Genomic DNA, 13,629 nt, shown 5'->3' with positions numbered 1-13,629 from the left:
TAGCTGGCGTTGCCATGGTTAGTAAGAACATGGTTATCAAGACTCACCATCGGCCAAGCCTTACACTCGCCTTCCAAGGCAGTTAATCAATCGTCAATGCTTGCAGGCTATCGCTAACCTTTAAATCACTCAAGCCTAAGATCTATAAAGATTTTTTGGATTATTATCGCGAATAGTGGAATGAAAATAAGTAATTTGCTCTGTTAGTTCGATGTGATATAGATGAAGCCCAATAAGACAATAAGAACAGCCACCACTAGGAGATAATGTGAATCACAACGCCCGCTTCACCGCTCACGCCGCATCCTGTTATACAAGTAAATTCAAACAGTTAAACTTGACATTGCTATGCGCTGGCCTGTTTGGTTTACCGCTCATGGCCCAGGCAGAGGAAATAACGCCTACCAACCTGCGCTTAGCGACCGTGGTAAATACAGAAGATACTTACCATATCGCCGCCGAGCGCTTTCAGCAGTTAGTCAGCGAACAGACCGACGGCGCGGTCTCCGTAGAGATCTTCCCCAACGCCTCTCTGGGAGACGAGCGCACCATTCTGGAAGGCATGCAGATCGGCACTGTCGATATGGGCGTGATCACCAACGGGCCGGTGGCCAACTTCGTTGATGAGTTCTCGGTTTTTGAGCTGCCTTTCCTCTTCCCTACCGCCGAATCTGCCTACTCTGTGCTGGATGGTGAGATCGGCCAGGAAATACTGGGCAAATTAGAGGATGTGAACCTTAAAGGGCTGGCGTTTGCTGAGCGCGGCTTTCGCAATATCACCAATAGCCAGCACGCGATCAATGCGCCCCAGGATCTCGACGGCCTGACACTGCGCGTCATCGAGAACGAGGTCTATGTGGATACGTTCCGGGAACTCGGCGCCAATGCCGTTCCCATGGCGTGGACAGAAGCGCTGACCGCCCTGCAACAAGGCACGATTGATGGCCAGGAAAACCCGGTTAACGCCATCCATGCCTTTAACCTGGCGGAAACTCAGGACTACCTCACCATGACGCGGCACATCTATGCGCCAGCGATCTTCATTATGAGCTTACCCGCCTGGAACGGCCTTCAAGAGGAGGTGCAGGAGATCGTACTCGATGCCGCCAGCGAAGCATCTAGCTATGCCAGAGAACAAAATGCCATTATGGAAGCCGAGCAGTTAGCCGACTTGGCTGAGGCAGGCATGGAAATTAACGAGTCGCCCGATATCGCTGCCTTCCAGAAAGCCGTCACCCCAGTGTATGAGAAGTACGGTGACCAGTTCGGCGATTACCTGCAACGCATCCAGGAGGAAGTGAAGTAAGTGCCCACTCACACGCATCCATTGGTAACGCTGCTACAGCGTACTGAACGCTTTCTGGACGCCATTCTCCAGCCCGTGGTCTTTGCGGGCATGGCGGCGCTGATTGCGGTGATTACCCTGCAGATCGTCTCCCGGGTGCTATTCACCGCGGTGGGCTGGACGGAAGAAGTCGCCCGCTTTCTGCTGGTGTGGATCACCTTCTTAGCCGGCACCTTGGCGTTTCAGCGCGGGCGGCATATTGCCGTGACCTTTGTGGTGGATGCCCTGCCCGGCCGCTTGCGCCAAATCGCCCGCATTGCCGCCCTGCTGATCGTGCTGGCCTTTATGGTCACGCTGATCGTGATCGGCTACCGCTATATGCAGGTGCAGAGCTTTCAGAAATCCGCCTCGCTGCGGCTTTCGATGACCTACGTCTACGCAGTGATGCCGATCTGCGCGGCGATTATGGCCTGGTACGCACTGGTCGATATCATTGAGCTGCTGATTAACGGTGAAACCTCCCAGCCCCAGGAGGAGTCCCTATGACGCTGCTGCTGTTTGGGCTGTTCTTCCTGTTTATGCTGCTGGGCGTGCCGATTGCCTTTGCGATTGGCGCCAGCACGCTCTATGCGCTCTATCAATCCGGCGTGCCGCTGATGGTGGTCACCCAGCAGATGTTCCAGGGCATTAACTCCTTTGCCCTGGTGGCTATCCCAATGTTTATCCTCGCCGGGGATTTAATGGCCCAGGGTAAGGTGAGCGAGAAGCTGGTCAGCTTTGCTGATTCATTAGTCGGCTTTATGCGCGGCGGGCTTTCGGTGGTCTCAGTGATGGCGGGCATGTTCTTTGCGGCGATTTCCGGTTCTGGCGCCGCGACCACCGCAGCGGTGGGCTCAAGCCTGGTACCGGAGCTTAAGCGTAAAGGCTATGACCCGGCATCAGCAGCCAGCTTGATCGCCGCCAGCGGCACCATCGGGGTGGTGATACCACCCTCGGTGCCGATGATCATCTACGCGGTGATCGCTCAGCAGTCGGTCTCCAAGCTGTTTCTAAACGGCTTTTTGCCAGGGCTAGCGATGGGACTAGGATTAATGGCCATTGCCATTGCTCAGGCGTATAAGCGCCAGTACCCCAAAGGTACGCCGCTATCGCTGGCAACCATCTGGACGACCTTTAAAGACGCCAGCTGGGGATTGATGACGCCGGTAATTATCCTGGGGGGTATCTTCTCAGGCATCTTCACCCCTTCAGAAGCAGCGGTGGTGGCGGTGAACTACGCCATGCTGGTGTCGCTGTTTGTCTACCGTGATCTGACCCTGCCGCAGGTGTATAAGCTGCTGATCCGCTCAGCGATGACCACCGCGGTGATTATGCTGGTGATTGCCATGTCGGCGGTGTTGAGCTGGACGCTGTCTAGCTGGCAGGTGCCGGGGGCGATTGCCCAGGCCGTGCTGTCACTCTCTACCAACCCTTATGTGATTATGCTGCTGATCGTAGGGATTATTCTGCTCACCGGGGTGTTTATTGAGACCGCCAGTGCGCTGATTATTCTGACGCCGGTGCTGCTACCGCTGGTGCTGCAGTTGGGGATTGACCCGATCCACTTTGGTTTGATTATCGTGGTAGGGCTCTCCATCGGCATGATTACCCCGCCGGTGGCGATCAATCTCTATGTGGCCTCATCGATCACCCAGCTACCGCTGGAGCGCATCACCCGGGCGATCATCCCTTACCTGCTGGGGCTGATCGGGGTGCTGCTGCTGGTGGTTTACGTGCCGATTATGCTGGGCTGGTCGGGGGGTTAAATCAGTTCCCCGCCGTTACTATCAAAAGGAGCCTTCGCGCTCCTTTTGTTTTTTCATTTAGGTCTGTCCACCCGTTACTCATACGTGCTTCCCGCTTGGCACAACTTTCTAAACTGAGTGGGCGTCATTTCGAAGAGCTGATAAAAACAGTTCCGGAAGTGAGAAATGCTGACAAAACCTGTTGCAACAGCCACTTCGGCTATAGGCTTACTGGACTGCTGTAACAGCTGCCGGGCACGCGTTAAACGCAACTCCATATAGTACCGAGATGGGCTAGCATTCACATGATGACAAAATAGTCGCTCCAGTTGGCGCCTGGATATATTGACCCACTTGGCAATCTCAGACATCAATAAGGGCTCTTCGATATTATTTTTCATGAGCTGCAAAGCCGTTTGTAGCGCTTCAGGTAGCGTACCGTTTTGATCAACGCTGATCGTCGAGATATCCGGAGCCTCAATGGCTTTATCACAGCTCAACATCTCTTCAACGGCACAGGCCACATCATTACCACAGTCACTTCTGACAATTTCGATCATCATGCTTAGGGAGCTGCTCGCACCCGCACAACTCAGACGATTACGGTCAACGATGAAACTACGCTTAGAGACCGATACATCTAAAAACTCCTCTGCCATCAATGCCCTTCCATCGGGGTGGTAGGCACACTGATAGCCACTCAATAGCCCTGCTTCGGCAAGAAAATAGGCACCATTCCATAGCCCACCCAGCACCACACCTTGACTATCTGCCTGTTTTAACCTCGTTCGCAGGATAGGCATGGGCTGAGGCCTTACACGCAGCCCACCACATACAATAAGCGTATCCACTTGATACTGATTGAGATCGAATGCCGATAGCGCTACGTCCGCCTCAATGCAAATCCCTAAATCCGACAGCACGCTTCTATCTTGAGCAGCAACGACGACTACTTCATAAGCAGTATTCGATTTCATCAAGTTCGTGGTAACTAATGCATCGACTGCGCCAGTAAAAGACATCATGGAGAAATGATCTAGCAGTATGAAGGCCACCCGCTTAACCCTTACAGATGACTCACTCGAAGTCTCTGAGTGCAGGTAAGCCATGTTTTTATTCTTTAATTTACTAATAAAACCATCTCTCATTTTCCCTCTCCCCATTCAAGGGTGCTACTTAGCTTTTTTTAAAACTCACCAAGAGGCAAGCTCTTGGCATCACAATCCCCGCCCCGCTTAAAACATTGCAAAAAATGCGCCAAAAAATCACTCACCTTGAGAAATTGGTTTACTATTTGGCCAATAAAACTAAAGACAATTAATTATCGATATTAAAAAAGTTCATTAACTATTTCCCCATGTCGCTTATCAGGCAACAAATGTCGCAAACCTAGCTCTTTTAGCAACGACTCCTGCCGCAAGATGAAATGCCCACCTACCCCAACGAGACATCCACAATGAATAACTTAAAAAGCAAAAAAATAGTGTTTGGTATTTCTCTTCTTGGCTCCCTCGCTACCATTCAACATGTTCAAGCAGACAATATCACTTTAACTTTTCATAGCGGCTTAGCTCAGTCTAGGCCTGAAGCAGCGCAGATTGATAGATTTGCTCAGTTGGTCAAAGAAAAATCAGAGGGGGAACTGGAAGTCGAGGTCTATCATGCAGGCGCTTTAGGATTAAAAGAAGCCGACATGCTAAGAATACTCCAGCAGGGCATGGTCGATATGGCATTGCTGTATGGCGACTATTATACCCGTGATGCACCAGCCCTGGCGTCGGTTTATGCTCAAGGCGCTATTACCGAGTCATCACAGCACAATGAGATCTTGAGCGTTATTAGAGAACTCTATGATGAAGGCTTTGCGAACTGGGACATTCAAATTGTCGGCGGCGTGGTTGCGCCCATCTTTGACGTCGGTTTGCACTGCAAAGAGCCGGTGCACACGCTGGAAGAACTACAGGACAAAAAAGTGCGTGTCTGGTCAAGGCACTTGGTCGACACCTTTGATTTACTGGGTATTTCTGCCCAGGTCATTCCACAAAACGATATGTATATGGCACTCCAGACAGGCGTTGTGGATTGTGCCTACTACCTATCAACCGTTGCGCCCACCGTTTCGTTACAAGAAGTGACTGAATACGAAGCGTATCTGCACCCTTGGGCAGCCTCACCATGGTTATTTGGCATCAGTGAAAAAGCGCTTTCCGGCTTGAATGATAACCAACGCCAGGCATTAGAAGAAGCAGGCCAAGAAATCTGGGAAGCCACCAGTGAATCCGCAGTCGACCCAGAGCGCGAAGCACAGGCACGTCAAGAGCGTGAGGCCCTTGGCATAACCATGCTACCGGCATTTTCTGATGAGGATCTTGATACCTTTGTAACGGCCGCTTGGAGTGCATGGCAAACCATGGCTGAAGAGTCCGGCGAAGAGGGTGAGCGTTACTACAACACGGTTACTCAAGCGCTTTCAGATAATCAATAATTAAATAGCTAGAAAAAGAGCCAATTTTACCTTGGCTCTTTTTTGGAGCATAAAAAATGATTGTGAACATTAACAAGGTTATTCATAAAGTGGCCTATGGCTCTTTTCTGCTTGGCGTAGCGAGCGGTATTAGCATGACCGCACTGATATTCATCAGTACATTAATGCGTTATCTGGGCGGGCGCCCCCTACGCTTTTCAGACGAACTCGCCGGTCTTCTCTTTTTATCACTCACCTTTCTTTGCCTACCTCATGTGCTTAATCAGGGGCGTCATATTCGAATTGAAATACTCATCAATTTAGTACCGTTAGGTATCGCCAAGGTAATGGACTTTATTGGTGTGATAACACTGCTTACCTTCTGCTCTATTTTTGCCTATGAGTCCTGGAATTTCATGAATTTCTCGTTTTCGCTTAATTCACGCACGGACATTAGCGGCATTCTACTCTGGCCGTGGATGGCGATTATGCCGTTATCGATGGTGCTCTGCATGTTAGTTCAGATCACGCATGGCCTGAAGCAGCCAGCAGCCGACGCCACCTTAACAGAGGATGTCATTTAATGAGCTGGCTATTATTAAGTGGAAGCTTGGTTATATTTCTGACAAGTGGAGCCATCTTGGGGGCCGCGTTAGGGCTGACAGGCATACTGCTGCTCTATTTTCAGGCAAACGGAGCAACGCCCTTAGCCATTAACGCCACGTGGAACATGCTGACAGATTTCACCTTGAGCGCTGTACCGTTATTTATATTTTTGGGTGAAATACTGTTGGCAAGCGGCGTATCAAAACGCGTCTATAATGGCCTCACCCCTCTGTTTGCCCGCGTCCCGGGCCAGTTACTGCATACCAATATTGCCGTTTGTACGCTGTTTGGGGCAGTGAGTGGCTCCAGCACCTCCACGGCCGCCGCCATAGGCGCGGTTGGCTATCCGGAGCTTAAAAACAGAGGGTACAACCCAAGCGTTGTGGTCGGCACGCTTGCGGCCGGCGGTACGCTTGGCCTGTTAATCCCTCCCAGTCTGGCGCTTATCATTTATGGCGCAACGCAAAATGTATCCATCGGGAAGCTCTTTATCGCCGGCATGCTGCCGGGATTACTGATTGCTTTAGCCTTCTCCACGTGGATTATCATACGCTCTAAAATCGGCGAACCTGTCACGCCAATATTCAAAGAGAACGTAACCCGCTCACATGTTTTAAACGGGTTAAAAGAGATTTGGCCTCTCCCCATACTCATTTTCTTCGTGCTTGGCACCATTTACATGGGCATAGCAACGCCGACGGAGTCGGCAGCGCTTGGGGTAGTGGCCAGCATCGTGCTTGGTTTGACCTGGGGAGATTTAACGTTAAAGCGCCTTTGGCTAGCTTTTAAGCATGCCTCTATCATGTTTACGGCTATCGGCATGATCCTGATTGGAACGGTTATCCTTTCTCAAGCGGTGAGCTTATTAGGTATTCCACGCGCAGCGGTAGAAACCATTGGTAACTTTGGCCTAGGCCCTTATGGCATATTACTGATGATCGTTGTTGTCTACATTGTTTTAGGGTGCTTTTTTGATGGCATATCACTGCTATTGATGACACTTCCTATTACCTTCCCGATGATCACGAGTTTAGGATTTGATCCCATCTGGTTTGGTATCATTGTCACTCTGCTAATAGAGATAGGAATGATCACACCACCTGTAGGGCTGAACCTCTTCGTCTTATCGTCTATTTCTAAAAATGAAGTAGATTTAACCGCCGAGGCGAAAGCATCGCTGCCGTATTGGCTGATCCTATTAGGAGCAGTGGGGGTGTTCACACTTTTCCCCAATATTATTCTTTGGTTCACTAATTATTGAAAAAGCCCACAATCCGCCCCCGGCCTTGAGATACGGTCGGCTCTTTAACTAAAGAGCCGACCGTTTATTTCACCTCCTAACCTATGACCTTGATGCCTCTCTACCTTATAAAAAGCTGCCGATCTCGATCACGCAGCCACACTGGCTGGGGCTATAACCCGGCAGGCGCTGCACCGCCTCCTGGAATGAACTGCTGCACAATGTCTGCAAAAAGTCGTCAAATTTAGGCTCTTTCAGGGAGCGGTGGTGGCAGGCCAGCAAATAGTCTTCCGTGGCTAGCGGCACAAAATCAAGCCCAAACCGCTGCGCAGCGGCCTCGACACCGAAGCCTGCATCCGCCATTCCCGCCGCCACATAGGCCGCGACCGCCGAGTGGGTGTACTCCTCAATCTGGTAACCATTCACTTTGGATGTAGCAATGCCCGCCTCATCCAGCAAGCTATCCAGCAGTTCCCGCGTTCCCGACGACGCCTGCCGGTTGATAAACGTGACAGGCCTATCGGCCAGTGCGGCAACGCCATCTATGCCCAGCGGATTACCCGGCGCCACCATTAGCCCCTGTTGGCGAGCAATAAACCCTACCAGCCGGTGATAGCGAGGCTTGAGCAGGCGGCGGTATTTGCGGCGTATTTTCTCACCCACCGCGCCTCTGGGAAGATGGCAGCCCGCCAGATCGCAGCTATTACGGTTAAGCGCCGCCAGTGCCTCCAGCGGGCTGCAGTACTGCAGGTCAAGCTGCAACTCGCCCAAATGCTGCGGCAGCAGCTCTATCGCAAAGCCATGACTGGCGTGGAGGCGCAATACCGGGTGCACGCCTTCCTGGTGCTGCTGAATGGCAAGATTCAGCTCTGAGCTCAGGCTATCAAGCTGCGGGCTTAACCGAGCGGTGGCGCGCTGCTCGGCCCACAGCAGCTTCTCACCCAGCGGCGATAACCGCGCCCCGCGCCCACGCGCCATCTCTACCAAAGTGACACCAAAAAACTCCCCGCCCTGGCGCAGTAAATTCCACGCGTGGCGATAGGAAATACCCGCTTCCTCGGCGGCATGGGTCAACTTGCCGTGGCGATGAACCGCCCCGAGCAGGCGCAAAAGATTGGTATCGAGACGATGCCCCTCTTCATCGCTAAAGCACCAGGTGGGCGTTACCTTGATCCGCTTCATAGGCACACTATTTCATATTTTTAAGTCGATAACTTGATGCTAGCTTTGTCTTAACCGTGATGCACGTCTTTTTAAATATGAAAAGTAGTGCATATTTAAAACATAAAAAGCAGTCGTGAGGAGGGCATCATGAACCAATCCCAGGAGTGGGCGCCGCAGGCAATTCAGGCCGAGGTCGACGCCCTGAAGCACAAGCCCGGCGCCCTACTGCCGATTCTCCACGCCCTTCAGGATCGCATCGGCTTCATCCCCGAGGCAGCGGTGCCGATCATCGCCGATGCCCTGCACCAGACACGTGCCGAAGTGCACGGCGTCATCAGCTTCTACCACCACTTTCGCACCACGCCGCCAGGGCGCCACGTGGTGCAGATCTGTCGTGCCGAGGCGTGTCAGTCGGTAGGGGCGCGCCAGCTCGAAGCCCACGCCAAAGCGCGTTTAGGGGTCGACTACCACCAGACTACGCCAGATCGCGAAATCACCCTCGAAGCCGTTTACTGCCTGGGCAACTGCGCCTGCGGCCCGTCGATCCGCGTGGGAGACAGCATACGCGGCCGCGTTACCCCGGAAGCCTTCGATGAATTGATGGATGAGCTACAAACCCGGCCGCTGGAGGTGATGGGATGAGCATCCGCGTTTTTGTCCCCCGCGATACCACCGCGCTTTCACTGGGTGCCGATGTGATCGCCAGCCGACTGAGAAGAGAGGCCACCGCACGCGGTCAGTCAATCACGCTGGTACGCAATGGCTCCCGCGGTCTTGCCTGGCTTGAGCCGCTGGTGGAAGTGGAAACCCCCATCGGGCGGTTCGCCTACGGCCCGGTAACACCGGGGGATGTAGCGGCGCTGCTCGACAGCGGCCTACTCGAAGGTAGCGTCAGCCACCCCCTGGCACTGGGCCCCACGGAAGAGATTGACTACCTTGCCAAGCAGCAGCGCCTGACCTTCGCGCGTATCGGTATTACTGACCCGCTGTCGATTGACGACTATTGCGCCCATAGCGGTTTTTGCGGCCTGGAGGCAGCGCTGCAACGCGAGCCCCAGGACATCGTCGAGGAAGTCAAAGCCTCCGGCCTGCGCGGGCGCGGCGGGGCCGCCTTTCCGACCGGCATCAAGTGGCAGACCGTGTTCGACACGCCCGCCGACCAGAAATATATCGTCTGCAACGCCGACGAAGGCGACTCCGGCACCTTCGCTGACCGGCTAGCGATGGAGTGTGACCCCTACATGCTGATTGAGGGGATGACCATCGCCGGGCTTGCCGTTGAGGCAACCCAGGGCTACATCTACCTGCGCTCCGAATACCCACTGGCGAAACAGGTGCTCGACGAAGCCATTGCCCGCGCCGAGCAGGCCGGTTACCTGGGCGACAATCTTTGTGGCAGTGGCCGTACCTTCCACCTGGAAGTACGTCTCGGTGCCGGTGCTTATATCTGTGGTGAAGAAACCTCGCTACTCGAAAGCCTCGAAGGCAAGCGGGGCCTGGTGCGTTTCAAGCCGCCGCTGCCCGCCATCGAGGGGCTGTTTGGCCGCCCTACGGTGGTCAACAACGTGCTCTCGCTAGCCGCCGTGCCGTTCATTCTGGCTGAAGGCGCCGAGGCCTACGCCAACCACGGTATGGGCCGCTCGCGAGGCACCCTGGCCCTCCAACTGGCGGGCAACGTCAAGCGTGGCGGTCTGGTGGAGCTCGCCTTTGGCACCACCCTGCGCACGCTGATGGAGGAGTTTGGCGGCGGTACGCTCACCGGCAAGCCTTTGCGCGCTGTTCAGGTGGGCGGGCCACTGTGCGCCTACCTGCCCGAAAGCCAGTGGGACATGCCGCTGGATTACGAAACCTTCGCTGAGGTGGGCGCAGGCGTGGGCCACGGCGGCGTGGTGATGTTCGACGAGAGCGTCGATATGGCCGAGCAGGCGCGCTTTTCGATGGAGTTCTGCAAGGTGGAGTCCTGCGGCAAGTGTACGCCCTGCCGAATTGGCTCGACCCGGGGCGTGGAGGTGATCGACCGCATCCGCGCCAACGACAATCGCGAGGCCAACCTCACTCTACTCCACGACCTCTGCGAAACGATGGTGGATGGCTCGCTCTGCGCCATGGGCGGCATGACCCCCTTCCCAGTGCAGAGCGCGCTCAAACACTTTCCCGACGACTTCCAGCGGGCGGCGAACGGAGACAGATCATGATTGAACATTACGATCCACGGCGTCAGGCCAACAGCGTCGATTTTTCCAAGGACTATGGCACGCCCTCCCCCTACCCGGGCGCCGCCACAGTCAACCTGGAGATCGACGGCGTATCCATCAGCGTGCCGGAGGGCACCTCGGTACTGCGCGCCGCGGCCCTGGCGGATATCAACATTCCCAAACTGTGCGCCACCGACAGCCTGGAGCCCTTCGGTTCCTGCCGGCTGTGCGCCGTACAGGTAGAGGGGCGTCGGGGCTTTCCCGCCTCCTGCACCACGCCGGTGGTGGAGGGCATGAAGGTGACCACCCAGAACGAGCGACTGGCCAAGCTGCGCCGCAACGTGATGGAGCTCTACATCTCCGACCACCCGCTGGACTGCCTAACCTGCCCCGCCAACGGCGACTGCGAGCTGCAGGACATGGCCGGTAGCGTGGGGCTGCGCGAAGTGCGCTATGGGTTCGAGGGCGAGAACCACCTCCAGGCCAGCAAGGACGAGTCCAACCCCTACTTCAGCTTCGATTCCAGCAAGTGCATCCTATGTTCACGCTGCGTGCGCGCCTGCGACGAAGTCCAGGGCACCTTTGCGCTAACCATCGACGGCCGCGGGTTCGACTCCAAAGTATCAGCAGGCCAGAACGACGCCTTCATGGACTCGGACTGCGTCTCCTGCGGCGCCTGCGTGCAGGCCTGCCCCACCGCCACGCTGATGGAGAAAAGCGTGATCGACCACGGCGTGCCGGATCGCAGCGTAGTCACCACCTGCGCCTACTGCGGCGTGGGCTGCTCGTTTGAAGCCCAGATGAAGGGCGACCAGCTGGTGCGCATGGTGCCCTACAAGGGCGGCGACGCCAACCACGGCCACTCCTGTGTGAAGGGGCGCTTTGCTTTCGGCTACGCCACCCACCCGGATCGCCTGACCACACCGATGATTCGCGACAGCATCGATCAGCCCTGGCGGGAGGTCAGTTGGGAAGAGGCGATCACCTTTGCCGCGAACCGTCTCAAGGCAATTCAGGCTGAGCACGGCCGCGAGAGCATCGGCGGTATCACCTCATCGCGCTGCACCAACGAAGAGACCTACCTGGTGCAGAAGCTGATCCGCGCCGCCTTCGGCAACAACAACACCGACACCTGCGCGCGGGTTTGCCACTCGCCCACCGGCTACGGCCTGAAGACCACGCTGGGCGAATCCGCGGGCACCCAGACGTTTGATTCAGTGATGAAGGCCGACGCGATCATCGTGATCGGTGCCAACCCCACCGACGCCCACCCGGTGTTTGGCTCCATGATGCGCAAGCGCCTGCGTCAGGGGGCGAAGCTGATCGTCGCCGACCCGCGCCGCATCGACCTGTTGAAAACACCCCACCTGGGCGAGGCCCAGCACCTGCCGCTGCGCCCGGGCACCAACGTGGCGCTGGTCAACGCGCTGGGCCATGTGGTGGTGACCGAAGGTCTGGAAGACAAGGCGTTCGTCGCCAGGCGCTGCGACACCGATGCCTACCACCGCTGGCGTGAGTTCATTGCTGAACCACGCCACTCTCCGGAGGCCAGCGAAGCGATTACCGGCGTGCCCGCTGAGGCCGTGCGTCAGGCAGCGCGCACCTATGCCACGACAGGCAACGGTGCCATCTACTACGGCCTGGGCGTCACCGAACACAGCCAGGGCTCGACCATGGTGATGGGCATTGCCAACCTAGCCCTGGCCACCGGCAACATTGGCCGCGAAGGCGTGGGCGTGAACCCGCTGCGCGGCCAGAACAACGTCCAGGGTTCCTGCGACATGGGCTCCTTCCCCCATGAGCTGCCGGGCTACCAACACGTGGCCGACCCCATCGCCCGGGGCCGATTTGAGTCGGTGTGGGGCGTCGAGCTGGACGACGAGCCGGGGCTACGCATTCCCAACATGTTCGACGCCGCCATCGAGGGCACCTTTAAAGCGCTTTACGTGCAGGGCGAAGATATCGCCCAGTCCGATCCCAACACCCAGCACGTCGAGGCGGCGCTCACGTCGCTGGACTGCCTGATCGTCCAGGACATTTTCCTCAACGAAACGGCCAAGTTCGCCCACGTGCTGCTGCCGGGTTCAAGCTTCCTGGAGAAGAACGGCACCTTCACCAACGCCGAGCGGCGCATCAATCGGGTACGCAAGGTGACGCCCCCGGTGGCCGGCAAGGAGGACTGGGAAGTCACCCAGGATCTGGCCAATGCGCTGGGCTACCCGATGCACTATACCCATCCGTCCGAAATCATGGACGAGATCGCCCAGTTGACGCCAAGCTTTGCGGGCGTCAGCTACGCCAAGCTCGAAGAGCGCGGCAGTCTACAGTGGCCCTGCAACGCCGAGTATCCGCTGGGCATGCCGACCATGCACGAGGTTGAGTTCCCCATTGGCCTGGGGCGCTTTGCGATTACCGAGTACGTGGCCACCGAGGAACGGGCCAACCGCCGCTTCCCGCTGCTGCTCACCACCGGGCGGATTCTCAGCCAGTACAACGTGGGCGCCCAGACCCGGCGCACCGACAACCAGCGCTGGCACGACGAGGACGTGTTGGAGCTACACCCTTCTGACGCCGAGCTGCGCGGCGTGCGTGACGGCGACTGGCTGGGCATCACCAGCCGCTCGGGCCAGACAGTACTTCGCGCGCGACTCAGCGAGCGTATGCAGCCTGGGGTGGTCTACACCACCTTCCATCATCCTGGCAGCGGCGCCAACGTTATCACGACGGACAACTCGGACTGGGCCACCAACTGCCCGGAGTACAAGGTCACGGCGGTGCAGGTGGAAAAAGTCAGCCAACCCTCCGCCTGGCAGCAGCGCTTTAGCACGTTCGACCTGATCCAGCGTGACCACCTGGCCAACGCTCATCAGGAGGCGCCATGAGCACCCACC

The 13,629-nt window shown here is 56.3% G+C and carries 11 protein-coding genes; 9 read left to right on the top strand and 2 right to left on the bottom strand.

What is annotated here, in order from left to right:
- The first annotated feature begins 268 nt into the window (after positions 1-268).
- Genes JI62_RS07015 through JI62_RS07005 form a run of 3 tightly spaced genes read left to right on the top strand, consistent with a single transcriptional unit; the run spans position 269 to position 3,090 of the window.
- A complete protein-coding gene (locus JI62_RS07015) occupies positions 269-1,306 on the top strand; it encodes a TRAP transporter substrate-binding protein (protein WP_088699474.1) in 1,038 nt (345 codons plus the stop codon).
- Entirely contained in the window at positions 1,307-1,831 is a 525-nt protein-coding gene (locus tag JI62_RS07010) for a TRAP transporter small permease (RefSeq protein ID WP_240513162.1), read from the top strand.
- Positions 1,828-3,090 (top strand): TRAP transporter large permease, encoded by a 1,263-nt coding sequence (locus JI62_RS07005; RefSeq protein ID WP_088699473.1) that lies wholly within the window; start codon positions 1,828-1,830, stop codon positions 3,088-3,090. The genes JI62_RS07010 and JI62_RS07005 overlap by 4 nt, the downstream gene beginning before the upstream one ends.
- 74 nt (positions 3,091-3,164) lie before the next feature.
- On the opposite strand, the gene JI62_RS07000 is transcribed toward JI62_RS07005, so the two are convergent.
- Positions 3,165-4,217: a GlxA family transcriptional regulator gene (locus JI62_RS07000; RefSeq protein ID WP_088699472.1), complete on the bottom strand. Its 1,053-nt coding sequence runs from the start codon at positions 4,215-4,217 to the stop codon at positions 3,165-3,167.
- A gap of 308 nt (positions 4,218-4,525) precedes the next feature.
- Between JI62_RS07000 and dctP the strand changes: the two genes are divergently transcribed.
- Genes dctP through JI62_RS06985 form a run of 3 tightly spaced genes read left to right on the top strand, consistent with a single transcriptional unit; the run spans position 4,526 to position 7,400 of the window.
- A complete protein-coding gene (gene dctP / locus JI62_RS06995) occupies positions 4,526-5,554 on the top strand; it encodes a TRAP transporter substrate-binding protein DctP (protein ID WP_088699471.1) in 1,029 nt (342 codons plus the stop codon).
- Between the two features lie 56 nt (positions 5,555-5,610).
- Positions 5,611-6,117, top strand: a complete 507-nt coding sequence (locus tag JI62_RS06990) for a TRAP transporter small permease (protein WP_088699470.1) — start codon at positions 5,611-5,613, stop codon at positions 6,115-6,117.
- Positions 6,117-7,400: a TRAP transporter large permease gene (locus tag JI62_RS06985; RefSeq protein WP_088699469.1), complete on the top strand. Its 1,284-nt coding sequence runs from the start codon at positions 6,117-6,119 to the stop codon at positions 7,398-7,400. Before JI62_RS06990 ends, JI62_RS06985 begins: the two co-directional genes overlap by 1 nt.
- A gap of 105 nt (positions 7,401-7,505) precedes the next feature.
- Here JI62_RS06985 and JI62_RS06980 read toward each other — a convergent pair whose 3' ends face one another.
- The gene (locus JI62_RS06980) at positions 7,506-8,561 is read right to left on the bottom strand and encodes a substrate-binding domain-containing protein (RefSeq protein ID WP_088699468.1); all 1,056 of its coding nucleotides are present in this window, start codon (positions 8,559-8,561) and stop codon (positions 7,506-7,508) included.
- A 129-nt stretch (positions 8,562-8,690) separates the two neighbouring features.
- Between JI62_RS06980 and JI62_RS06975 the strand changes: the two genes are divergently transcribed.
- From JI62_RS06975 to fdhF, 3 genes are read left to right on the top strand one after another with little or no spacing between them, the layout of a single operon-like run.
- Positions 8,691-9,185, top strand: coding sequence for a formate dehydrogenase subunit gamma (locus JI62_RS06975; protein ID WP_088699467.1), 495 nt, complete (start codon positions 8,691-8,693; stop codon positions 9,183-9,185).
- Positions 9,182-10,738, top strand: a complete 1,557-nt coding sequence (locus JI62_RS06970) for a formate dehydrogenase beta subunit (RefSeq protein WP_088699466.1) — start codon at positions 9,182-9,184, stop codon at positions 10,736-10,738. The genes JI62_RS06975 and JI62_RS06970 overlap by 4 nt, the downstream gene beginning before the upstream one ends.
- Entirely contained in the window at positions 10,735-13,620 is a 2,886-nt protein-coding gene (fdhF, locus tag JI62_RS06965) for a formate dehydrogenase subunit alpha (RefSeq protein ID WP_088699465.1), read from the top strand. Before JI62_RS06970 ends, fdhF begins: the two co-directional genes overlap by 4 nt.
- Positions 13,621-13,629 lie beyond the last annotated feature (9 nt).

It is taken from the genome of Halomonas campaniensis, assembly GCF_002211105.1.
Taxonomy (GTDB): Bacteria; Pseudomonadota; Gammaproteobacteria; order Pseudomonadales; family Halomonadaceae; genus Vreelandella; species Vreelandella campaniensis_A.
Note: the sequence above shows the minus strand (reverse complement) of the source record. Positions and strands in the feature narration are given on the sequence as shown.